Annotated in this window: 18 protein-coding genes; 3 read left to right on the top strand and 15 right to left on the bottom strand. The window is 71.6% G+C overall.

Annotation, left to right across the window (positions count from 1 at the left end; genetic code table 11):
• Positions 1-939: 939 nt before the first annotated feature.
• Together ABZU74_RS09745 and ABZU74_RS09750 are read right to left on the bottom strand one after the other, a co-directional pair.
• The gene (locus tag ABZU74_RS09745; RefSeq protein WP_355420441.1) at positions 940-1,587 is read right to left on the bottom strand and encodes a DUF2752 domain-containing protein; all 648 of its coding nucleotides are present in this window, start codon (positions 1,585-1,587) and stop codon (positions 940-942) included.
• 4 nt (positions 1,588-1,591) lie between these two features.
• Entirely contained in the window at positions 1,592-2,821 is a 1,230-nt protein-coding gene (locus ABZU74_RS09750; RefSeq protein ID WP_355420444.1) for a crosslink repair DNA glycosylase YcaQ family protein, read from the bottom strand.
• A 79-nt stretch (positions 2,822-2,900) separates the two neighbouring features.
• On the opposite strand from ABZU74_RS09750, the gene ABZU74_RS09755 reads away from it, so the two are divergent.
• Positions 2,901-3,452 (top strand): GNAT family N-acetyltransferase, encoded by a 552-nt coding sequence (locus tag ABZU74_RS09755; protein ID WP_355420447.1) that lies wholly within the window; start codon positions 2,901-2,903, stop codon positions 3,450-3,452.
• On the opposite strand, the gene ABZU74_RS09760 is transcribed toward ABZU74_RS09755, so the two are convergent.
• Positions 3,351-4,625, bottom strand: coding sequence for a glycosyltransferase 87 family protein (locus ABZU74_RS09760; RefSeq protein WP_355420450.1), 1,275 nt, complete (start codon positions 4,623-4,625; stop codon positions 3,351-3,353). The two genes, ABZU74_RS09755 and ABZU74_RS09760, sit on opposite strands and share 102 nt — an antisense overlap.
• Before the next feature lie 35 nt (positions 4,626-4,660).
• Between ABZU74_RS09760 and ABZU74_RS09765 the strand changes: the two genes are divergently transcribed.
• Positions 4,661-5,236 (top strand): GNAT family N-acetyltransferase, encoded by a 576-nt coding sequence (locus ABZU74_RS09765; protein WP_355420453.1) that lies wholly within the window; start codon positions 4,661-4,663, stop codon positions 5,234-5,236.
• Positions 5,237-5,279: 43 nt separating this feature from the next.
• On the opposite strand, the gene ABZU74_RS09770 is transcribed toward ABZU74_RS09765, so the two are convergent.
• The 4 genes from ABZU74_RS09770 to ABZU74_RS09785 form a co-directional block, all read right to left on the bottom strand.
• Positions 5,280-6,167 carry a carbohydrate ABC transporter permease gene (locus ABZU74_RS09770; RefSeq protein WP_355420456.1) on the bottom strand — a complete coding sequence of 296 codons (888 nt, stop codon included), beginning with the start codon at positions 6,165-6,167 and terminating at the stop codon, positions 5,280-5,282.
• 1 nt (position 6,168) lies between these two features.
• Entirely contained in the window at positions 6,169-7,284 is a 1,116-nt protein-coding gene (locus ABZU74_RS09775; RefSeq protein ID WP_355420459.1) for a sugar ABC transporter permease, read from the bottom strand.
• Between the two features lie 76 nt (positions 7,285-7,360).
• Positions 7,361-8,611, bottom strand: a complete 1,251-nt coding sequence (locus ABZU74_RS09780) for an extracellular solute-binding protein (protein ID WP_355420461.1) — start codon at positions 8,609-8,611, stop codon at positions 7,361-7,363.
• Between the two features lie 24 nt (positions 8,612-8,635).
• Positions 8,636-9,625, bottom strand: coding sequence for a LacI family DNA-binding transcriptional regulator (locus ABZU74_RS09785; protein WP_355420464.1), 990 nt, complete (start codon positions 9,623-9,625; stop codon positions 8,636-8,638).
• Positions 9,626-9,770: 145 nt separating this feature from the next.
• On the opposite strand from ABZU74_RS09785, the gene ABZU74_RS09790 reads away from it, so the two are divergent.
• The gene (locus ABZU74_RS09790; protein WP_355420467.1) at positions 9,771-11,909 is read left to right on the top strand and encodes a glycogen debranching N-terminal domain-containing protein; all 2,139 of its coding nucleotides are present in this window, start codon (positions 9,771-9,773) and stop codon (positions 11,907-11,909) included.
• Here ABZU74_RS09790 and ABZU74_RS09795 read toward each other — a convergent pair.
• The 8 genes from ABZU74_RS09795 to ABZU74_RS09830 form a co-directional block, all read right to left on the bottom strand.
• Complete coding sequence (locus tag ABZU74_RS09795) at positions 11,881-12,393, bottom strand: GNAT family N-acetyltransferase (RefSeq protein WP_355420470.1); 513 nt, start codon at positions 12,391-12,393, stop codon at positions 11,881-11,883. The two genes, ABZU74_RS09790 and ABZU74_RS09795, sit on opposite strands and share 29 nt — an antisense overlap.
• Positions 12,394-12,517: 124 nt before the next feature.
• Positions 12,518-13,285, bottom strand: coding sequence for a 4-hydroxy-tetrahydrodipicolinate reductase (gene dapB / locus ABZU74_RS09800; RefSeq protein ID WP_355420472.1), 768 nt, complete (start codon positions 13,283-13,285; stop codon positions 12,518-12,520).
• A gap of 98 nt (positions 13,286-13,383) precedes the next feature.
• Entirely contained in the window at positions 13,384-17,907 is a 4,524-nt protein-coding gene (locus tag ABZU74_RS09805; RefSeq protein WP_355420475.1) for an AAA family ATPase, read from the bottom strand.
• Complete coding sequence (locus ABZU74_RS09810) at positions 17,900-18,373, bottom strand: hypothetical protein (RefSeq protein WP_355420478.1); 474 nt, start codon at positions 18,371-18,373, stop codon at positions 17,900-17,902. Before ABZU74_RS09810 ends, ABZU74_RS09805 begins: the two co-directional genes overlap by 8 nt.
• 94 nt (positions 18,374-18,467) lie before the next feature.
• A complete protein-coding gene (locus tag ABZU74_RS09815; RefSeq protein WP_355420481.1) occupies positions 18,468-19,865 on the bottom strand; it encodes a pitrilysin family protein in 1,398 nt (465 codons plus the stop codon).
• A gap of 47 nt (positions 19,866-19,912) precedes the next feature.
• Entirely contained in the window at positions 19,913-22,300 is a 2,388-nt protein-coding gene (locus ABZU74_RS09820; protein WP_355420484.1) for a polyribonucleotide nucleotidyltransferase, read from the bottom strand.
• 227 nt (positions 22,301-22,527) lie between these two features.
• Complete coding sequence (rpsO, locus tag ABZU74_RS09825; RefSeq protein WP_030337594.1) at positions 22,528-22,797, bottom strand: 30S ribosomal protein S15; 270 nt, start codon at positions 22,795-22,797, stop codon at positions 22,528-22,530.
• Positions 22,798-22,996: 199 nt separating this feature from the next.
• Positions 22,997-23,714, bottom strand: a 718-nt coding sequence (locus ABZU74_RS09830) for a bifunctional riboflavin kinase/FAD synthetase (protein ID WP_355420487.1), incomplete at its 5' end; no start/stop codon positions are given.

The following is a 23,714-nucleotide window of genomic DNA, read 5'->3' on the forward strand; positions in this document are numbered from 1 at the left end:
CGCGACCCGACGGCCCGAACGGCCCGAGGAAGCGCCACCCCAGCGGCCCAAGCGACCCGAACGGCCCGAGGCAGCGCCACCCCAGCGGCCCAAGCGCGACCCGACGGCCCGAACGGCCCGAGGAAGCGCCACCCCAGCGGCCCAAGCGACCCGAACGGCCCGAGGCAGCGCCACCCCAGCGGCCCAAGCGACCCAGCAGCGGCTTTCGCCCGCAAGATCGCGCAACATCATGGATGTAGTGGCATCCACCGCGCCCGACACCACTACATCCAGGATCGAGTACGGGCTTGGGGCGAGATGCGTTGGCCGCCGTGCGCCGCGTGCGCGAGTGTCCGACTGCACACCGGATGATCAACTCGGGTTCCTGAAAGTCGGGGTATCCGGATCGGGTGGAAGGCCCGGTTTCCTGAATGCCGAGTCGATCATGGGATGGCGGGCGTCGGAGGACTTCAGCAGCCACGGCAAGCCCTCGGCGCGCTGTAGCGCGAGCCAAAAAACCCGAACGTGACCCGACGACCCGAGCACGACCCGACGACGCGAGCGCCACCCGAACAACCCGAACGCCACCCGACGAACCGAGCACCATCCGACGAACCGAGCACCATCCGACGAACCGAGCACCATCCGACGAACCAAGCACCATCCGACGAACCGAGCACCATCCGACGAACCAAGCGCCACCCGAACAACCCCGCGCAGGGCCCGCAGGGCGACTCACCGGCGGCGGACAGCGGAGGAGGCTCTTGATGTCGTAAACGAATCAGCTCCAAAGGACGCCCGAACAGCGCATGCCGGCCGAGCCCGCACCTGCGTGCCGGCGCATCGGACACCAGCGCGCGTCAGACGACCGGGCACCGCCGCATCGGGCGCCGGCACGTCAGGCGACCGGGCACCAGCGCGTCAGACGACCGAGCACCGGCACGTCAGGCGACGACGCGGTCAGACGTAGAGCGAGGTGAACGGTGCCCAGGGCAGGTTGCGTAGCACCGAGAAGGCCAGCCACGCGGCCAGGAAACCGCCGATGACCTTCGAGCTGATCCGCAGCTCGGGCAGTCGCCAACCGAACGCCTGGCTTCCCGCCCAGGCCACGAAGAGGTACGCGAGGAACGGCAGCGCGAAGATGAAGACGAAGTGGTGCCGGGCGGCGGCTGGCAGGTCGCCGTGCAGCACGTACCAGAGTGCGCGGGTGCCACCACAGCCCGGGCAGTCCAGCCCGGTGGTCAACTTGAGCAGACAGGTTGGCGCGGCGTCCGGGTCGGCGTGGGTCGGGTTGCTGAGCAGCGCGTAGCTCATGCCGACGGCGACGCAGCCGAGCGCGGCCAGTGGCACTGCCCAGCGCGGGGAACGTTCATAGAGCCGCAGCACGAACCGGGTGAGCCGGTCCGGCTCCGGCGTCGCGTAGCCCTGCGGCGGGGTGGTCGGCCAACCCTCCGGCCCCGAGCCGCCGGGACCGAGACCGCCAGGGCCCGGCCCATCGGGACCGAGACCGCCGGGACCAGCCCCACCGGGAACGCCGCCCACAGGCGCCGTGTGGACCGCCCCAGGGGCGGGCTGCGGCTGATCGACCGGTCCGGGAGCGCTCGTCACGCGCTCACGGTACACCGGACACGCCGGCCAACGCGGCGGTGAGCGGACCGGCCAGGTCGCCGGCCGCCGGCGGCGCCACCGCGTCCAGGCCGAGCCAGCCGGCGAGCCGGTAGAGCTCGGCGGCGAGCGCCACAGCGGTCTCCCCCGGGTCGGCGCCGGGTTCGAGCCAGGCGGCCGGCACCAGCAGCACCCCGGCCTTGCGATCCGCCTTCAGATCCACCCGGGCGGTGAACCGGTCACCCTGCAGGAACGGCAACACGTAGTAGCCGTAGACCCGCTGCGGCGCCGGGACGTAGATCTCGATCCGGTAGTTGAAGCCGAACAGCCGCTCGGTGCGGGCCCGTTCCCAGATCAGCGGATCGAAGGGGCTGACCAGGGTGTTGCCCCGCACCCAGCGGGGCAGCCGGGCGGACGTGTGCAGCCAGGCCGGCTGGCGCCAGCCGGCCACGGTGACCGGCACCAGCTCACCGGCCTCGGCCAGCTCCGCGACGGCCTGCCGGGCGCCGGCCAGCGGCAACCGGAAGTAGTCGCGCAGTTCCGGCTCCGCGGCCACCCCGAGCGACCGTGCGGCGAGGGCCACCAGCGTGCGGTACGCCTCGGCGTCGGTCGGGGTGGGCGCGGCCAGCACTGAGGCGGGCAGCACCCGTTCGGGCAGGTCGTAGCGGCGGGCGAAGGAGGTGCTGCGCTCGGCGGCGGCCACCTCCCCGGCCCAGAACAGGAACTCCAACGCCCGTTTGACCGCCGACCAGTTCCACCCCCAGTTACCGGTCTCCCGGGGCGCGTCGTGCTCGATCTCGGCGGCGGTCAGCGGACCCCGGGCGGCCACCTCGTCCCGGACCCAGGCGACCAGCTCCGGCTGCTCCTGGGCGATCCGCCGCATGCCGCCCCAGGATTCGCTGTGCGCGCGGGCCATCCGCCAGCGCAGCATCGGGTGCAGCTCGACCGGGACCAGCGACGCCTCGTGGCCCCAGTATTCGAACAGCTCGCGCGGGCGTCGGTAGGCGGCCTGGTCGAGCAGGGTGGTCGGGTAGGGCCCGAGTCGGCTGTAGAGCGGCAGGTAGTGCGCGCGTTGCAGCACGTTGACCGAGTCCATCTGGATCAACCCGACCCGGCCCAACACCCGACGGAGGTGCCGGCGGGTGGGCACACCCGTCGGCGTCGGGTCGGCGAAGCCCTGGGCGGCGAGCGCCACGCGGCGGGCCTGGGCGAGCGAGAGTGATTCCGGTGCGGTCATCGTCGGCGACCTTAATTCATCGGTACGACGCCGGTGCGGGAAGCTGGACGTGACGACCAACGGGGCATAGAACGGTGCAATGCTGACCATCCGTCGGGAGGAGCCGGACGACGCCGAGGCGGTCGCCCGGGTGCACGTGCACGGCTGGCAGGCGGGCTATGCCGGCTTCATGCCGGACGAGGTGCTCGGGCGGCTCAACGTGGTGGCCTGGGCGCAGCGTCGTCGCGACGTCGGCACCGCCGATCCGGAGCACCCGTTCACCACACTGCTCGGCGAGGTGGACGGGCTGGTCGTGGGCTTCACCACCTTCGGGCCGTACCGCCGCAACCAGGACCGGGACGACCTGGACCCGACGGTCGGCGAGGTGGTGGCGCTCTACGTGGAGCCGGCCCACTGGGGTGACGGGACCGCCGCAGCGCTGCTGGACGCCGCCCGCAGCGGGCTCACCGAGCGGGGCTGGGCCGGGTACCGGGCGTGGGTGCTGGCGGACAACCGGCGGGCCCGGCGGTTCTGCGAGCGCGCCGGTCTGTCACCGGACGGGGAGCGGTCGACCTACCAGGTGCCGCTGGCCGGTGGGGGCCCGCCGGTCGGGCTGGTCGAGCTGCGGTACGTCGGACGCCTCGACAGCTGAGCCTTCCGCTGTCAGCCATCGGCGGATCGGCAGGAAGGCCAGCAACGCCAGGCTGGCCCACACGTAGGCGTTGCTGCCCAGGAAGCCGTCGACGCCTGTGAAGTCCTTCTCCCAGAGCCAGACGGCCCGGCTGATCAGCAGCGCGTACCCAATGGTCGCGGCGACCAGCAGGACGCGCCGTCGGCGGCCGGCCGGCGCGGCCATCGCGTTGTCGACCAGCAGGATCAACCCGGGCAGCAGCCAGACCAGGTGGTGCACCCAGGTGACCGGGCTGACCAGGCACATCACCGCGCCGGTCAGCGCCAGACCGGTCGCCTCGTCGCCGGCCGCTACGGCGGCCCGGGAGCGCCAGGCCCAGAGCGCCAGGGTGCCGAGTACGAGCAGCAGCCACAGCAGTGTGCTCGGGTGCTCCGGGTCGAGCCTGGCGACAACCCCGCGCAGCGACTGGTTGGAGACGAAGGCCAGCTCGCCCACTCGGCCGGTGTTCCACAACGCCTCGGTCCAGAATTCTCGGGACGCGTCCGGGAAGAGCGCGGCGGCCAGCAACGACACCCCGGCGGCTGTGCCGCTGGCGGTGAGCGCCGCCCGCCACCGACCGGTCACCAGCAGGTAGACGATGAACACGCCCGGGGTCAGTTTGATCGCCGTGGCGAGGCCGATGCCGACGCCGGTCCACCTGTTGCCGGCCGGGAGCAGCCGCAGCAGGTCCACCGCCACCAGGAAGAGCAGCAACGTGTTGACCTGACCGAAGTTGACCGTCTCCCGCATCGGCTCGAACGCGGCGGCCAGGCAGAGCGCCACGGCGAGGGCGAACCACCGGGTCCAGCCGGCGCGCCGGGCGATCGGGTCGACCAGCCACCAGATCAGCACCGTGGTGGTGGCCACGCTGGCGAGCACGCTGACCACGATCGCGGCCGACCACGGCAGGTACGCCATCGGCAGCATGACCAGCGCTGCGAACGGCGGATAGGTGAAGCCGTACTGGGTGCCCGGCTTGAGGTAGTCGTAGATCTCCCCGCCGTCGTGCACCCACCACGTCAACGCGCCGTAGTAGACCTTCAGGTCGAAGAACCCGTGCCGGACGGCCGCGACGGCGAGGAACCCGGTGACCGCCGCGGCGAGCACCACCACCCCGACGACCTGCGCGGTTGTCCTGTTGGCACCCTGCGCCACCGTCGTCTCCCTCGCCCTGCGTAGGCTTCCGTCCCATGGCTCTCGGGTACGTCCGCCCGGCGCGTCCCGAGGACGCCGGCGAGATCGCACGCATCCAGCTCGCGACCTGGCGGGTCGCGTACCGCCGGATCCTCCCTCGGCATGTGCTCGACAACCTGGACGAGGCGTTCCTCGCCCGGCGGTGGAGCGCCGCGGTGCTGAAGCCGCCCTCGGGCGCGCACCGCGTGCTGGTCGCCGTCGAACAGGCCGAGCAATCGTATCTGGTGGGGTTCGCCGCCTCCGGCCCGGCCGACGGCGAGGCGCTGGCCCCGGGTGAGCCGGCCGACGCGCTCGGCCCGGACGTGGCGGCGGTGACCGACCTGTTGGTGGAGCCGCGCTGGGGTCGGCGTGGGCACGGCAGTCGGCTGCTCGCCGCCGCCGTCGACCTGTGGCGGGAGGACGGCATGAGCCGGGCGGTGGCCTGGGCTTTCGACGGTGACGAGGCGACCCGCACGTTCCTCACCAGCACCGGGTGGGAGCTCGACGGCGCGGCCCGCGCGCTGGACGTCGACGACATGCTGGTGCCGCAGGTACGCCTGCACGTGGGCGTTCCGGCCGAGAAGGTCGAGTGACCGGTGTGGCGGCCCCGGGTCGAGGCCGCCACACCGAACCGGGTCAGCCCTTGTCCGAGCCGTCGTTGGCGTCGCGGACGAAGTACCGCTGGAACACCACGAAGATGATCGCCACCGGGATGGTGGCCAGCAGCGCGGCGCCGAGCTTGAGCGGGTACTGGGTGCCCTTGCCGAGCGAGCCGCTGACCAGGTCGGCCAACCCGCGCGGCAGGGTGAACAGGTCCGGGTCCTGCACCGACACCAGGCTGTGCGGGAACTCGTTCCAGGAGTTCTGGAACGACAGGATGGTGAGGGTGATCAGCGCCGGTTTCGCCATCGGCAGCACCACCGACCAGAAGGTACGGAAGATGCTCGCCCCGTCGATCCGGGCGGCCTCCTCGACACTTACGGGGATCGACTCGAAGAACTGCTTCATGATGAACACGCCCGCCGCGTCGGCCAGCAGCGGCACCACCAGACCGGCGTAGCTGTTGTAGAGCCCGAGCTGGTTGAGCACCAGGAACTTCGGGATCAGCAGCACCACCCCGGGCACCGCCATCACCGCGATGACGGCGGCGAACAGCCCACCGCGGCCCCGGAACCGCAGCCGGGCCAGCGCGTACCCGGCGAGCGAGTCGAAGAAGACCCGGCCGATGGTGACAAGCACCGTCACCAGCAGCGAGTTGCCCAGCCACAGCGGAAAGTTGGTGCCGGCGAAGATCCGTTCGAAACCGGCCAGCGTGAGCGGGTCCGGGAACGGCGACAGCGGGTTCGCCGCCGCGTCGGGTTCGGTCTTGAGCGCGTTGCCGATCTGGATGACGAACGGGTAGAGGAACACCAGCCCGAAGAAGACAAGCGTGGCGTACCCCAGAAAGCGGGTGGCCAGGGTGCGGGCCGCGCGGTGCTGACGCCGCGCGGGCACCGCCGCCGGGCGGTCGGTGAGCACGGCCATCTCAGGACCTTTCCGGTACGCGCCGACGCCACCAGCCGCGGCGCGGCCGGTCGGTGTCCCGCTCGGCCAGCGCCCGGCGCTGGATCAGCGTGAGCACGATGATGATCAGGAACAGCACGAAGGAGATCGCCGCGCCGGAGCCGTAGTCGAAGTCCCGGAAGGCGGTCCGGTACGACAGGTACGCGGGGGTGAGCGTGGTCTTGGCCGGGTCGCCCTGGCTCATCACGTACACCTGGTCGAAGACCTGCCAGGAGCCGATCATCCCGAGGGTGAGCACCAGGAAGGTGGTGGGCCTGATCATCGGCAGGGTGACGTGTCGGAACCGCTGCCACCGGGACGCGCCGTCGAGGGTGCTCGCCTCGTCCAGGGTGACCGGCACGTTCTGCAGCCCGGCCAGGAACATCAGCATGAAGGTGCCGGAGGTGGTCCAGACGACCAACGTGATGATCGAGATCATCGCCACGCTCGGGCCGGCCAACCAGTCCCACCAGGTCAGCCCGAACGGGCCGCCGTCGGCCAGGGCCGCCGGTGGCGAGTCGACGCCGACCGCGCCGAACAGGAGGTGCAGCACGCCCCGGGAATCGGCGAACCACTCCGGGCCGTCGATCCCGACGAAGCCGAGCAGCGCGTTCACCGCGCCGGAGTTGGCGAAGAGGAACAGGAACACCACGCTGATCGCGACCGAGCTGGTCACCGAGGGGAAGTAGAAGGCACTGCGGAAGAAGCTCTTGCCTTTGAGCATCCGGTTGTTGACGACCAACGCCAGCCCGAGCGCGAGCACTGTCTGCGCCGGTACCACGATCGCCACGTAGTAGATGTTGTTGCGGATGCTGGTCATGAAGTCGCGGCGGGCCAGCCCGTCCTCGGTGAACAACTGGGTGTAGTTGTGCGCGCCGACGAACGGGACGTCGCCGGTGAACGGGCTGCCCTGGCCGTTCCAGTCGGTCAGGCTGACCCAGAGCGCCATCAGGATGGGCAGCAGCAGGAACAGACCCAGGATGACGATCACCGGCGCGACGAAGAGCCAGCCGGCGATGTTCTCGTTGCTGCGGATGCCGCCCCGGCGTCGGTGGGGGCCGCCCGCGGTCGCCACGGCGGTCAGTGTCTCGGTTGCCATCTTCCCTCCCTCCCTTGCTCTCTCCGGCCGACGTGCGGCGGGGGCCCCGGTGCTCACCGGGGCCCCCGCCAGCACCTCAGCTGCCGCCGAGCGCCGCCTTGGCGTTCTTGTCGAAGTTCTGCAGCACGGTCTTCGGGTCGCCGTTGGCCAGCCCCTGCAGACCGGTGTCGAGGTCCTTGAGGACGCTGTCCATCTTCGGGGCGTTCACCGGGCCCTGGGCGTACGCGGCACCGTCGATGAACACCTTGTCCGCCGGGAAGGCGGCGGTGTACTGGTCGCGCGCCGACTGGCGGGACGGCATCACACCGAACGCCTTCGCGAAGGTCATCTGCTGCTCGCCGCTGGTCATCGCCTCGACGAACTTGATCGCCTGGTCCTTGTACTTGCTCTTCGCGGCGATGCCCCAGCACTGGGTGAAGGAGAGCGTGCCCTGTCCCTTGGGGCCGGCCGGCAGCGCCACGACCTTGTACTTCACGTTCGGGAAGTCGTTCTGCAGAGCACCCTTGATCCAGTTGCCCTCGATGGTCATCACGGCCTTGCCCTTGCCGAACGCCTCGCCGGACCAGCCGGCGTCGAGCTGCTTCGGGTACTTGGCCAGGCCGGTGCTGAGCATGGTCTTGACGTACTGGAGGGCGGCGAGGTTCTCCGGGGTGTCGGCGGTGGGCTGCTTGCCGTCCTTGCTCACCAGCCAGCCGCCGTTCTGCACCATGAAGGCGCCGATCCGGTCCCGGGTGTCGCCGAGGGCCAGCGGTACCTGCCCCTTGGCCTTGATCTTCTGGGCAACGGCGGTGAGCTGCTCCCAGGTCGTCGGCACGTCGGCGTCGGTCAGTCCGGCTTTGGCCCACAGGTCGGTGTTGATCTGCAGGGCCAGGGTGGAGAAGTCCTTGGGGGCGCAGTAGAGCTTGCCGTCGTACGTGAAGGCGGTGCGCAGGCTCTCGTAGAAGTCGCCCGAGTTGCTGATCTTGTCGCCGTACGGCTCCAGGGCGCCAACGCTGGCGTAGTTGGCGAACTGGGCCGCGTCCACGTAGAAGACGTCCGGCGGGGTGCCGCCGGCGAGGGCCTGACCGAGCTGCTGGGTCAGGTCCTGCGCCGGGGTCACGGTCGCGGTGTTGCCGGAGCTGCCGGCCCACTTCGCGGCGGCGTCCTGCACCGCCTTGGTCTCGGCCTCACCGGACGAGCCGATCAGGATCTGCAGGCTGGCCGGTCCGCTGGACTGGGCGGTGTCGCCGGAGGAGTCGTCGAAGCCGCTGCCGCAGGCGGCGGAGCCGAGCAGGGCGACGGCGGCGAGGCCGGCCACCGCTGCCCGGGTGATTGTTCGGGGTGCCATGGTTTCTCCTGGTGGGGGGTGGGACTACGCGGTGTGCCGCAGCGCCAACGAGGGCTGGAGCAGCACGGGGGTGGGGGTCTCGTGGTCGCCGTCGAGGACCCCGGTGAGCAGGTCCACGCAGCGGGCGGCGGCTTCGCCGAGCGGTTGGCTGACGCTGGTCAGCCCGACCGCGGCGGCCACCGGCGTGTCGTCGAAGCCGATCACCGACACGGGCGGGTCGACGCCGCGGATCGCCTGGAGGGCGCCGAGGGCGAGCGAGTCGCTGGCGCAGACCACGGCGCTCGGCGCCACGGCGACCAGCAGGTCACGCATCAGGCGTTCGCCTTCGGCGATGCCGTCCTCGGTCTCCCGGTGCAGCCCGGTCGGGTCGACGCCGGCCGCGTGCAGCGCGTCGCGCCAGCCGGCTCGCCGGTCGTCGCCGACGCCGGAGCCGACCGGCCAGCCGATGAAGGCGATTCGCCGGTGGCCGGCGTCCAGCAGGCGCCGCGTGGCCTGGGCGGTGCCGGCGGCGCCGTCCACGTCCACCCAGGGGTGCGCGTCGAGCGCGTCCCACGGGCGACCGAAGGTCACGAACGGTACGTCCCGGTCGGCGAGCCATTCGGTACGCGGGTCGCCGTACTTGGTGCCCACCAGCACGAACGCGTCCAACTCGTAGGTGCCGAGCAGGTCGCCGTAGGTGGCGATCTCCCGGTCGTCGTCGGTGGCGGTGTAGAGCAGCACCCGGTAGCCGGCGGCGTCGGCGGTCTCGGTTAGGCCGTGCAGGAAGCGGTCGAGCACGGAGCCGTTGATGCCGTCGCGGGTCGGGTCGATCCGGGCGGCGATGAGGCGGGACCGGCCGGTGCGCATCTGCCGGGCGGCCTGGTTGGCCCGGTAGCCGAGCGCGTTGATCGCGTCCTCGACCCGCTGACGGGTCTCCTGCCGCACGATGTGCGGGGCGTTGAGCACGTTGGACACCGTCTGCCGGCTGACTCGGGCGTGCCGGGCCACCGTCGCGATGGTCACCTTTTCGGCCACTTAATCCCTCTCGCCATCTTGAACGATCCAATTTGGATAAGGCAGGATTGGATCGTTCAAGTTTCTGGAATGTTTCGCACTTTGCACCGCCAGGGGCGCGTTGTCAAGATGGCCGCCCCGCACCCCGAGGATCTGGAGCCACACCGTGATCGAACGCCAGCTGCAACCCCTCCTGCACGAGTTGGTCGGGGTGGTCTTCGCCCCGACCAGCGCGCTGGGGGACGCGACCGGGCAGATCCGCCCCACCGGCGTCCAGGGCGTCTTCCACGCCGACGCCCGGGTGCTCTCCCGCGCCGAGCTGCGGGTCGACGAACGGGAGCTCGAGGGGCTGACCCGCGGCGACGACGGCCCGCACGGCGCACACTTCGTGAGCCTGGCCCGGTGGCTCGGTGACCCCACGCCCGACCCCACCGTCCGCGTCGACCGACTTCGGCGGGCCACCCACAACGGCCTCACCGAGGAACTGCGGATCACCTCCACCGCCACTGTCGGCGTACGGGCCACCGTCACCGTCGACCTCGGCTGCGACCTGGCACCCATCGAGGTCGTCAAGTCCGGCAGCGCCACCGACGCGCTGGCGGCCACGACCGGAAAGCCGGGCACGCTCACGTGGTCCGGCACCGGGATCACCGTCACCGTCACCGCGCCGGGCGCCGACGTGCTCGCCGACGGTGAGCGGGCCACCACTCCCCGACTGGCCTGGCCTGTCGACCTGCCCCCCGGCGGCGAAACCGTGCTGCGCTGGCAGATGACCGTCGACGACCCACGCGCCGTCGTCGTCGGCCCGGCCGGCGAACCCGAGTGGTCCCGACCCGAGGTGACAGCCGACGACCGGCGCCTCGTCCGACTGCTCGACCGCAGCCTGGACGACCTGCGCGGCCTGCGCCTGGCCGAGACCGGCGCACCCGGGGACGTGTTCCTCGGTGCCGGGGTGCCCTGGTTCCTCACCCTGTTCGGCCGGGACAGCCTCTGGGCCGCCCGGATGATGCTGCCCCTCGGCACCGACCTGGCCGCCGGCACCCTGCGCGTACTGGCCCGTCGGCAGGGCACCCGCGTCGACCCGGCGACCGGCGAGGCACCGGGCAAGATCCTGCACGAGCTGCGCCGCCACGAGTTCGCCCTGCCCGACGACGGTCTGCGCCTTCCACCTGCGTACTACGGCACCGTCGACGCCACAATGCTCTGGGTCAACCTGCTGCACGACGCCTGGCGTTGGGGGATGCCCGCCGAGCAGATCGAGCCCCTGCTGCCGCACCTGGAGGCGGCGCTGCGCTGGCTCGGCGAGCACGCCGACCCGGACGGTGACGGCCTGGTCGAGTACGTCGACACCACCGGGCACGGCCTGTCCAACCAGGGCTGGAAGGACTCCGGCGACGCCGTCCGCTTCCACGACGGGTCCCTGGCCACCGCGCCGATCGTGCTGGCCGAGGTGCAGGGGTACGCGCACGAGGCCGCGGTGAACGGCGCAGCCCTGCTGGACGCCTTCGGCCTACCGGATGCCGACCGTTGGCGCGAGCACGCCGCCGGGCTTGTCGAGCGGTTCCGCAAGAGCTTCTGGGTCGACGGTCGCCACGGCCCGCAACCCGCCCTGGCCCTCGACCGCGACAAGCGCCCGGTCGACTCGCTGACCAGCAACATCGGCCACCTGCTCGGCACCGGCCTGCTCGACCGTGACGAGGAGGCCCAGGTCGCGCACCTGCTCACCACCGACACGATGGCCGCCGGGTTCGGGCTACGCACCATGTCCAGCGACGACGCCGGCTTCAGCCCGCTGTCGTACCACTGTGGCTCGATCTGGACCCACGACACCGCCATCGTGCTCGGCGGGCTGGCCCGCGCCGGGCACCGGGAGGCGGCGCTCGGCCTGGCCGACGGGCTGCTCAGCGCGGCCGAGGCGTTCGACTATCGAATGCCGGAGCTGTACGGCGGCGACGACCGGGCGCTGGTGAGCCGGCCGGTGCCGTACCCGGCCGCGTGCCGACCGCAGGCGTGGGCCGCCGCGGGTGCGGTGCTGCTGCTCCAGGCCGCCACCGGGCTCTACCCGGACGTACCGGGCGGCACGGTCCGACTGGCCCCCCTCGCGGGAGCAGAACTCGGCGCCGTAACGGTCAACGGGCTGCAAGTGGCAAACACCCAGGTGAACGTAACGGTCAACCGCACCGGCGAAGCCACCGTCCACAACCTCCCCACCTCCCTAACCCCAACCCTGCCCGCCCAACGCCACCCCACCCCCGGCGTTGATCATGAAGTTGTTGTCACTCGGCACGGCGTGTCGGGGCAATAACTTCATGATCGACGGGGGTGCGGAGTTCGGCGATCACCTCTTCGTCGTCCATGGCGCCGGTGGGGTGGAAGCCCACTGACTCGTAGAGGGTTGCGGCTGGGATGTTGTCGCCGTGGTACGACAGGCGGACCGGGGGGTTGCCGTCGCGGGCCGCCAGCCAGGAGGCCAGCGTCTGCACCGTGGCCCGACCGACACCCTGGCCCTGCTCGGCGGCGTCGATCAGCATCCCGCCGATCCAGTGCGAACCGTCGTCGTCCACGCCCCACATGACGTGGCCGACGACGGTCTCGTCGGCGTACACCGCGAGCGAGTTCCACACCTCGGAGCGCATGCTGAGCAGCAGGTAACGCGCGCCCAGCGCGGCCACGAACCGGCGCTGGTCGTCGCGCGGGGCGACGTCGGCGACCGCCCGCCAGTTGTCGTCGTCGACCGGCCGCAGCGTGACTCGCCGCCCGGCCCGGTCCGGGTGCCCCCCATTGATCATCCGCCGGATGCTACCCGAGCTGGGGGCCCCGACCCTGGATAGTTTCCGTTAGCGCTGAACGGAAAATGTCCAAGATCTGCTGCTGACGACCAGCATTTCGGCCGCGTGGCGGAGGAACGGACCGTCAGTCGAGCAGGGCGTCCAGGCCGACGGTGAGGCCGGGCCGGTTGCGCACCGCGCGGACGGCCAGCAGCACACCCGGCATGAACGACACCCGGTCGTACGAGTCGTGCCGGATGGTCAGCGTCTCGCCGGTGCCGCCGAAGAGCACCTCCTGGTGGGCGACCAGGCCGGTGGCGCGCACCGCGTGCACGCGTACCCCGTCGATCTCGGCGCCGCGCGCACCCGGCACCTCGTCCTTGGTGGCGTCCGGCACCGGGCCGAGGCCGGCCTCGGCCCGGGCCCGGGCGATCTGCCGGGCGGTGTGGGTGGCGGTGCCGCTCGGGGCGTCCAGCTTGCGCGGATGGTGCTGCTCGATGATCTCGACGGACTCGAAGTGTCGGGCGGCGCGTGCGGCGAACTGCATCATCAGCACCGCGCCGATGCCGAAGTTGGGGGCGATGACCACGCCCACCTCGGGCTTGTCGGCCAGCCAGCCGCGCACCTGCTCCAGCCGCTGCTCGGTGAAGCCCGTCGTGCCGACCACCGCGCTGATGCCCTGCTCGATGCACCACTGGAGGTTGTCCATGACGACGTCCGGCGTGGTGAAGTCGACGACCACCTCCGCACCGGAGACCGCGGAGCGGCTGTCGCCCTGGTCGATCGCCGCTGCCAGTTCGAGATCGTCGGCGGCGTCGACCGCCTTGCAGACCTCGATGCCCATCCGGCCGCGGGCACCCAGCACGCCGACCCGCAGCTGCTGGGCCGGGGTCTTCTCCTGCTCGTCAGTCACGGGCACAACCTATCCCAATCAGGGCGTGTCCCATCCCCGGGCCGGCTCGTCGGGCACCCGACGGTCACCCGTCCCGGGCACGACGAGGAGGGGCCCGATCAGGGGCACGGGGACCGCCACGACAGGCCGGGAAAATACCGCCGCCACTCGACGGCGGACAGCGTGTTGGGTGGCGACTCGCACAGCTCCCGTTGGACCCTGTCCGGGTCCAGGTCCCACAGGGCGACCCCACCGTCCCGGGTGAAGACGCTGTGCGGCCCCGCGTCCGGCAGTTGTCCCAGCACCGACCGACCGTCCGGGGTGAACTCCGCGAAGTCGCCGGGCACCACGGCGAACCGGCTGAACAGGCCATCCGGGTCCTCGCGTCGCCAGACTTCGAAGTCGCTACCGGTGTAGCTGGAGGTGGAGGTGCCGACGAGAGTCTTCCGGTCCGGGCTGATGTCCAGTTCGCGCAGACCGACATCGCTGGCGAGGGCCGGCCCGACGACCGGGTGGTCGAGGTCGGTGATGTCCCATGTCTGCACGGTGCCGGTCTCCGTGTCGACGACCACCGTGTTCGGGTCGGTGACCATGAGGCCGGCGTCGGCATCGTCCAGAGGGATGGTGCCGTCCCGGCGGTCGGGGTGGTAGGGGTCGCCCAGGTCCCACAGCCGGCTGACCGCCTGGTTGTTCGTGTCGCGGTCGTCGACGAACGCCACCCTCCTGCGACGTTCGTAAAGCAGACCGCCCGCACCGGCGGCGTCGTTCAGCACACCCGCCGGCACCGGATGGGACCTGTCGCGCACGTCCCACAGCTGGATGTCCTTGGCGCCCCACACCGCCAGCACACCATCGTCGAGGAACCACAGGTGCTGGGCGACCTCGGTGTTGTCGAAGCGGGCGGCCTCGGCCGGTGCCCGCGGGTCGCGGACATCCAGCAACCGGATCGTCCGGCCGTGGCTGTCACCCGCGGCGAGGTGGTGGCCGTCCGGGCTGGCAACCAGCGTGAACTCGCCGGTGGTGAGGGTTGGCCGGGGCAGGTCGGCGGCGGGTATCGGTCGGTGCGGGTCGGTGACGTCCCAGAGTCGGAAGCCGCTGCCGTCCGCGTTTCGGCTGATCACCGTCCGGTCGTCGGGCAGGAACAGGGCCGCGTTCCAACCCTTGGGCAGTTGGCCGGTCAGTGCTGGTGGCCGGACCCCGACGTCCCAGAGTCGTGCCCCCGCCGGCCCGTCAGGCTCGACGTTGGTGAGCACGTATCGACCCGCGAACCCGAATGCTCTGCCCGGCACCGGAGCCCCCACCGGGTTGAGGTCGCCGGTGAGCACCGGCGCGGTGGGTGACCAGACCCGGATCGCGCCACCGTCGGTGCCGTTGGCGAGGCCGCGCCCATCCGCTCGAAAGGCCACCGACCCGCTGGGATCGACACCCGGCAGGGTCGCCCACCTGTTGACGGAGCCGCTGGCGCTGCCGCGATCGATCCGCCACAGGTTCACCTCGCCGGTGGTGCTGGCGGTGGCGAACACTGTGCCGTCGGACCGGAAGGAGAGCGAGAAGATCGAGCCGTCGTGCGCAGGGTTGCCGAGCGTCTGGTTCTCAAGCGAACGGGGATGGCGGGGATCGGTCACGTCCCACGCGTTGACCACTCCCTGGGCGCCACCGGCGGCCAGCACAGTGCCCACCGGGCTGAAGGCGACCGCGTCGGCCGTCAGCACCGGCAACTCGACCAACTGCGAGAGCCGTCGAGGATCACGGACGTCCCACAGGGACACCGTGCTGCCCCGCTCCCTGTCGTCGGCGATCAGGTGGGCGACGGCCAGGGTACGGCCATCCGGGCTGAACGCCACCCCGCGGAGCCCGGACGCACCAATCGTGCGGCTGCCGATCACCGTCGGTCGGGTCGGATCCCGAATGTCCCAGAGTCGGAGCGTTCCGTTGTCGCCGCCGGTAGCCACCGTGTGGCCGTCCGGCGCGACAGCCACCGAGTAGGTGGGAGACCGCGGGGTGGGCACGCTGGCCACCTCGACCGGTCGGGCCGGATCGGTGATGTCCCACAGGCTCAGTCTCTCTGGTGAACCGCCGACCACCAGCCGGCCATCGGGGGTCAGCCCGATGGCTGTGCTGCCCGAACGCTGGATGACGCCCTTCGGGGCGGGATGCCGGGGATCCGCGACGTCCCACAGCCGGATGCTCCAGTCGTGGGACGAGCTGACCAGCGTACGACCGTCCGGCGTGTAGGCCAGGTTGAAGACGTGCTTCTCGTGGCCGGTCAGCAGCTCCGGACGAGGCTCGGCGTAGGAGGCGTACAACGCCTGCCGGGCCTCCGGCGTGACAGCGGTGCGGTACGCGGTCAGGCTCAGGGCGAGCGCCGTCTCCGGCCTGCTCGACCGCATCGCGTTCGCCTGGGCAGCGAGTCGGCGGGAGGCGATCTGCGCGTCCAGCCGCTCCGCCCGGGCTCGCTGCTGCACCGCCACCAGCGCCCCCGAGCCCAGGAGCAGCACCAGGACGGCGATCACCCCGACCGCGGCGCGCCGCAACCGCCGCAGGCGCAGGCTTCGGGCCAGAAAGGACCGCTCCACCGGACTCAACCGGTTGGCCTCGTCCTCGGGAAGGAATCTCCGGGTGACCGTCAGCCGCGCCCCGGACAGGAGGTCTCCCGGGTCACGTCCGCCGGTCTGCCACACCTGGGCGGCGTCGGAGAGCTGCTGCCGGGCCACCAACCGGGCCCGGTCCTCGTTGACCCAGGACCGCAGTCGGGGCCAGGCGTGCAAAAGCGTCTCGTGGCTGACCCGGACCACGCCATCCGGGTCGATGCCGACCAACCGGCGAGCGGCGAGCCGCTCCAGCACCAGCGAGCCGGCGGCGCCCAGCCCGTGCAGCAGGTCGGTACGCGGCACCGGCCGGGCCGTGTCCGTGCCGCCCTCCCCCACCCGGGTCAGACGCAACAGCAGCGTGCGGGCGGCAGCCTGTTGCGGCGCGTCAAATCCGTCGTACGTGTCCTCCGCGGTCTTGGCAATCGCCCCGTTGAGCCCACCGCTGTCCCGGTAGCCGGCGACACTCAACCGGTTGCCGGTGCGCCGCCGCCACGTTTCCCAGAGCACGTGGGACAGCAACGGCAGCGCGCCCGGCTCCGGGCCCCGGGGCCGACCGGCGCCCAGCTCGTGCAGCACCAGCTCGGCCAGGCCGTCGCCGACCTCCAGACCGGTCTGGGCGGCCGGGCCGTCGATCGCCCGGCGCAGCTCGGTACCCGTCAACGGCCCGACCACCACCCGCGCACCGGCCAGCAGCCCGGCGAAAGCCGGATCCTCGCTGGCCACACCGTAGAAGTCGGCCCGCAGGACGGCCACCACGACGGCGTGGGGGGTGCCGCCGGGGCGTGGCGCGGCCAGCGCCGCGAGGCAGCCGGCGAAGGCCGCCCGGGCCTCGTCGCCGACGTCGAGGGTGAACAACTCCTCCAGTTGGTCGACGAGGAGCAGCACCGTCCGTCGCTGCGCCGTGGCCTCGATCAGTTCGACGGCGGCCGCCGGCCGCTGCGCCAACGAGCCACCCGCATCCGGGTGATCGTCACCGAGGGCTCGGGCAAGCGCCGCGAGCGGCCGGGCACCCGGTGTCAGGACCGGAAGGATCACCGGCCACACCGGCGACTCACCGTCGTCGGTGGCCAGCCCGTCCCGCCGTACGCGGGCCAGCAGACCCGCGTGCAGGAGTGACGTCTTGCCGCTGCCCGACGGCCCGAGCACCAGCAGCGTGCCCGGGTCGGCCAGCCGCCGCGCCGCCGCGTCGACCAGCGCGGCAGTCGCCGACTCCCGCCCGAAGAACACGTCCGCGTCGCTCTCCCGGAACGAATCCAGGCTCCGGTAGGGACTCGGCCCGCTGGACTGTGCGACGGGAACGCCATCGGAGTCGGTGACCGGGCGGTACGCCGGATTGTCGGCGAGGACGAGCCGACCGGAGTGCCCGGCCTCCTGACGCCGGGGCAGCGGTTCGCCCCGCGCCCGCAGTACGTCGAAGAGATGGTGGTACGCGTCGTCAAGGGTCAGCTGCGGTCCGGCGGACGGGTCGCCCTGGTCGAGGAACCCGATCAGCTCCCCAGTGAAGGCGGTGTGCTCGCGCTCCGGGTCGGCCGACGCGAGTTGCTCGGCGGAACTCAGGAGGTAGACACCGTGCACCGGGGGAAGCCCGGCGAGCGGATCGGCGACTGGCGGATCCAGGTGGGCCCGCCCGGAGAAGCAACAGTCCAGCACGACGACCACGGACGGCGCCTGGCACGCCGTCAGTGCCTCGCGCAGGTCCGAGACCGGGTACGCCTGGTGCGCGGCGAGACCGGGGGTGAGTCGGTCGGTGCCGCTGGCCGCCAGGTACAGCTCGCCGCCGGGCCCCCGCAGACCGTGGCCGACGAAGTAGATCAGCAGGATGGTGGTGGCCTGCTGCGCGGCCGTGGTGACTTCCCGGGCGATGGTGACCGCGTCCGGTGGGTCGTGCACCGCACGCAGTTGCCCTGCCGGCACCCCGCACCGTGTGCGCAGGCGCTCAACCAACGCGGTGAAGGTACGACCCACCACCGGCACCGAGGGCAGCCCGTCCCCGTGGTGGGTTTCGGTGCCGATCACCAGGACCTGTACGCCCCGGCCGGTGAGATCACCCATGCGTCACGGGCGGCCCGGCGCCGCCGGCCCGGGTGGGCGGGGGCGCGACCGCGTCGGTGCCCACCGGGACCGTGGCGGAGTCGGAAGGCACCGGGACATCCGCGTCGGACGTCAGCACGGCGACCAGATCGACCACGTGGGCGCGCACCTGGGCATCGGTCAGCTCGCGGACCCGGTCCGCTTCGAGCTTCACCCGCCGACCGTCAGGCAGTTCGATCTCGATACGTACGGCGCCACTGCGGTGCCGGATCCAGGAGATCAGCGTGGTGGCCAGGGCCGTCGCCACACTGCCCGGGGCCAGCGCCAACAGGAGCGAGTCGAGCACCGGGCCCAGGGCGCCGGGCGGCGGCGGAGACTCGTGCCCGGTGACCCGGCCGCGGAGTTCGCCGTTGTCGACGAGCCACTCCTGAAGTGACTCAAGTGCGGCCAGGTGGTCCTCGCCAGACACCACGATTCGTACGTCCACGCCAGCCCCCGCAGCTCGTCTCTACGCGTCGCAGCCTATCGAAGGCGAGCAACGACGTCGATGAGTCGACACGGGCGGCGGCCCGTCGAGCGGGTCAGACCGCGAAGTCGCCGGCGCCGAACGGGCCCACCACGGCCAGCGACATCGGGCGGCTGAGCAGCTCGGCGGCGAGCACGTTCACGTCGTCCACGGTGACCTCGTCGACCCGGCGGAGCAACTCGTCGACCGGCATCAGGTCGCCGTAGAGCAGCTCACCCTTGGCCAGCCGGCTCATCCGGGAACCGGTGTCCTCCAGGCCGAGGACGAAGGAACCCTTGCTCATCCCCTTGCCCCGGGCCACCTCGGCCTCGGTCAACCCGTCGGCGGCCACCCGGGCCAGCTCGGCGCGGGTCAGGGCCAGCACCTCGTCCACCTTGCCCGGGGCACAGCCGGCGTAGACGGCGAAGAGGCCGCTGTCGGCGTACTGGCTGGCGTAGGAGTAGACCGAGTACGCGAGGCCGCGCTGCTCGCGGATCTCCTGGAACAGGCGGCTGGACATGCCTCCGCCCAACACGTTGTTGAGCACCCCGAGGGCGAACCGCCGATCGTCGAGCCGGTCGATGCCGGGGCAGCCGAGGATGACGTGTGCCTGCTCGGTCTCCTTCGGCTCGACCAGTGTGGTCGCCGCCTTGGTGCGTACCGCCGGGGTCGCCGCGCGGTGCGGCGCCGGGCTGGCCGGGTCGCTGTCCAGCGGGGTGCCGCGCACGGCCTGACGGACCAGCTTGACCACCGCGGCGTGGTCGAGGTTGCCGGCGGCGGCGATGACGATCTGCGGCGCGGTGTAGCGACCCCGGTAGAAGCTCTGGATCTGCCGGCGGGTCATCGGAGTGACGGTCTCCGCGGTGCCCGAGATCAGCCGGCCCAGCGGGTGATCGCCGTAGACGGCCTGGACGAAGAGGTCGTGCACCTCGTCACCCGGCTCGTCGTCGTGCATGGCGATCTCCTCCAGAATCACGCCACGCTCCGTCTCGACGTCGGCCGGCTCCAGCAGCGAGTCGGCGACCAGGTCGCACATCACGTCGATCGCCAGCGGCAGGTCCTCGTCCAGCACGCGGGCGTAGTAGCAGGTGTATTCCTTCGTGGTGAAGGCGTTCGTCTCACCACCGACCGCCTCGATCTGCGAGGAGATCTCCAGTGCGGTGCGCTTGTGGGTGCCCTTGAAGAGCAGGTGCTCGAGGAAGTGCGCGGCACCTGCCTGCGGGCCGGTCTCGTCGCGCGAGCCGACCGCCACCCAGATGCCGAACGAGACGCTGCGCATCGCCGGAATCGCCTCGGTGAGGACGCGCAGGCCGCTGGGCAGCACGGTACGTCGTACCGTGCCGCCCAGCGGGTCGTCGCTGAGCGTCCGGGTCACCGCGCGGGCGGTGCCGCCGGAGCGGCCCGCCCCGGTGTCCCGAGACGGGGCCACCCCCCGTCGATCCGGTGGAAACGGCGCGCTGATGGCCCGACTCACGTCTTGCTCCCGGTTCGACGAGGGGTTGGTGATGCGTTGTACGACGGTCAGCTGTGCCGGGTCCGGCGGCGCGGACGCTCGCCGCCCTCGCCACCCTCGCCGCCGCCGTTGCCGCCCTCGCCGCCGCGCTCCGGGCCACGCCCGCCACGGTCGCCGCCACGCTCACGGTCACCGCGGTCACGCGGAGCCCGGTCGCCACGGTCACGGCCAGCCGGCCGGTCGCCAGCGGCGGCCTCACCGGCGGCCGGAGCCTCGGTGCCCTCCGGACGGACCTTGTCGAGGTAGATCTTGCCGCGGGCGTCGATGTCCGCGATCTCGACCTCGACCCGGTCACCGACGTTGAGGAAGTCCTCGACGCGCTCGACCCGCTTGCCGTCGCCCACCTTGGAGATGTGCAGCAGACCGTCACGGCCCGGCAGGAGCGAGATGAACGCGCCGAACGCGGCGGTCTTGACCACAGTGCCGAGGAACCGCTCACCCTGCTTCGGCAGCGTCGGGTTGGCGATGCCGTTGATCCGGTCGACGGCCGCCTGGGCCGACGGGCCGTTGGTGGCGCCGACGTAGATCGTGCCGTCGTCCTCGATGGAGATCTCGGCGCCGGTCTCGTCCTGGATCGCGTTGATGGTCTGCCCCTTCGGGCCGATCACCATGCCGATCTTGTCCACCGGGATCTTGACGGTGGTGACCCGCGGCGCGTAGTCCGACATCTCGGCCGGAGCCTCGATCGCCGCCTTCATCACGCCGAGGATGACCTGCCGGGCCTCGTTCGCCTGCTGCAACGCGGCGGCCAGCACGTCCGACGGGATGCCGTTGAGCTTGGTGTCGAGCTGCAGCGCGGTGACGAACTCCGGGGTGCCGGCGACCTTGAAGTCCATGTCACCGAACGCGTCCTCGGCACCGAGGATGTCGGTCAGCGTCACGTACTGGGTCTTGCCGTCCACCTCGTCGGAGATGAGCCCCATCGCGATGCCGGCGACCGGCGCCTTCAGCGGGACACCCGCGGAGAGCAGGCCCAGCGTCGACGCGCAGACCGAACCCATCGAGGTGGAGCCGTTGGAGCCGAGCGCCTCCGACACCTGCCGGATGGCGTACGGGAACTCCTCGCGCGACGGCAGCACCGGGATCAGCGCACGCTCGGCGAGTGCGCCGTGCCCGATCTCGCGACGCTTCGGCGAGCCGACCCGGCCGGTCTCACCGGTCGAGTACGGCGGGAAGTTGTAGTTGTGCATGTAGCGCTTGCGGTTCTCGGGGGACAGCGTGTCCACCATCTGCTCCATGCGGAGCATGTTCAGCGTGGTGACGCCCAGGATCTGGGTCTCGCCCCGCTCGAACAGCGCCGAACCGTGCACCCGGGGCAGCACGCCGACCTCGGCGGTCAGCGCCCGGATGTCGCGCGGGCCGCGCCCGTCCATGCGGACCTGCTCGCGCAGCACGCGGTTGCGCACCTCGGACTTGGTCAGCGACCGGAAGGCGGCGCTGAGCTCCTTCTCCCGACCCTCGAACCGAGCGCCCAACTCCTCGGCGACCCGGGCCTTGACCCGGTCCAGGGCCTCCTCGCGGTCGGCCTTGCCGGCGATGGTGATCGCCTCGGCCACGTCGGCGCGAGCCAGGTCGGAGACGGCGTCGTACACGTCGTCCTGGTAGTCCAGGAAGACCGGGAACTCGGTGACCGGCTTGGCGGCGACCTCGGCCAGCTCGCTCTGCACGCGGCACAGCTCACGGATCGCCGGCTTGGCGGCCTCCAGGCCGCTGGCGACGACCTCCTCGGTCGGGGCGGTGGCACCGGCCGAGATGAGGGCGACGGCGTTCGGGGTGGCCTCGGCCTCGACCATCATGATCGCGACGTCGCCGTCCTCGAGCGTGCGGCCGGCCACGACCATGTCGAAGGTGGCGCGAGCCAGCTCCTCCAGGGTCGGGAAGGCAACCCACTGGCCGTCGATGTGGGCGACGCGGGTCGCCCCGATCGGGCCGGAGAACGGCAGGCCGGAGAGCTTGGTCGACATCGAGGCGGCGTTGATCGCCACGACGTCGTACGGGTGCTGCGGGTCGAGCGCGAGGATGGTCTCGACGACCTGGACCTCGTTGCGCAGGCCCTTGACGAAGGACGGGCGCAGCGGCCGGTCGATCAGCCGGCAGGTGAGGATCGCGTCCTCGCTGGGCCGACCCTCACGGCGGAAGAACGAGCCGGGGATGCGGCCCGCGGCGTACATCCGCTCCTCGACGTCGACGGTCAGCGGGAAGAAGTCGAACTGCTCCTTCGGGTGCTTACCGGCGGTCGTGGCGGAGAGAACCACCGTCTCGCCCAGCTGGGCGATGACGGAACCGGCGGCCTGGCGAGCCAGCCGGCCGGTGGAGAAGGTGATCTCGCGGGTGCCGAAGGACCCGTTGTCGATCACGGCGGTGCGGGATTCGGTGCCGAGTTTGGTCTCGGTCATGTGCTGTCGTGCTCCTTCGCGTCGTGGGCCCACGACATCGGGGAGCTGCTCAGCCGGCCGGTCTTCGATCGAAGCGCCCGGGTGGCCGGCATGATGCCGGGGTTCCCGGGGGCCACTACCGGAGACCGGTACGCTGACCGGCTCCCTCTCGGGTGGTCGCGCGGCCCGTGTTTCTTCAGGTGGGACGCGGTACGGGGGAGCGGCCGTCCGGCCGCTCCCCCGTCACGTCACCGGCGCAGACCGAGCCGCTCGATGAGCGACCGGTAGCGGGCAATGTCCTTCTTCTGGACGTAGTTGAGCAACCGACGGCGCCGGCCGACCAGCAGCAGCAGCCCACGGCGGCTGTGGTGGTCGTGCTTGTGCACCTTCAGGTGCTCGGTCAGCTCGGCGATCCGCTTGGTGAGGACCGCGACCTGGACCTCCGGCGAACCGGTGTCGCCCTCGGCGGTCGCGTACTCCGCGCGGATGCTGGCCTTGGCTTCCTGATCGAGCGCCATGTTCTCCCTGTTTCGATGGGTTGATCAAGTGGGTGTCCGTCGTCCCGGTGGACCGGGAACGGACCGGTACCTCGCACCCGCGGCGTCGAGCAGGCACGCGAGGCCCCACGCCGGTCACCCGACGTCCCGGCAAGACTACCAGCACTCGCCGGTAACACCCGGCGAAGGGCCTCGGTGGCGGCCAGTCACCCCACGACGGTCAGGCCAGTACGCGCCGGGTGCGTTCGACGTCCTGATTCATCTGGGCGATCAACGGCTCGATCGAGTCGTACCGGATCTGACCACGCAGGTGCGCCACGAAGTCCAGGGCCAGCCGCTCGCCGTACAGGTCGCCGGAGAAGTCCAGCGCGTACGCCTCCACCCGCCGTTCCCGGCCGGAGAAGGTCGGGTTGGTGCCCACGGACACCGCCGCCAGCAGCGGCTCGTGCTGGCCGCGGCGGATCAGCCGGGCCGCATACACGCCGTCGGCGGGCACCGCCGCGTACCGGTGGCAGAGCAGGTTGGCGGTGGGGAAGCCCAACTCCCGACCCCGCTGGTCGCCGCGGACCACGACGCCCTCCACCCGGTGTGGGCGGCCGAGCGCGGCGGCCGCCGCGCCCACGTCGCCCGCGTCGACGCAGGACCGGATGTACGTGGAGGAGAAGACGGTGCCGGCCTCGGCGACCAGCGGGGCGCCCTCCACGCCGAAGCCGAACGTCTGACCCAGCCGTTCCAGCAACGCCACGTCGCCGGCTGCCCGGTGCCCGAAGCGGAAGTTGCCACCGACCACCACCAACGCCGCGTGCAGGTGCTCGACCAGGACGTCGTGCACGAACTGCTCGGCCGGCACCCGGGAGAACTCCGGGGTGAACGGCACCACGCAGAGCACGTCCACGCCGAGCGCCTCGATCAGCTCGGCCTTGCGGGCCGGCTCGGTG

The organism is Micromonospora sp. NPDC005171 (assembly GCF_040608575.1).
Classification (GTDB): domain Bacteria; phylum Actinomycetota; class Actinomycetes; order Mycobacteriales; family Micromonosporaceae; genus Micromonospora.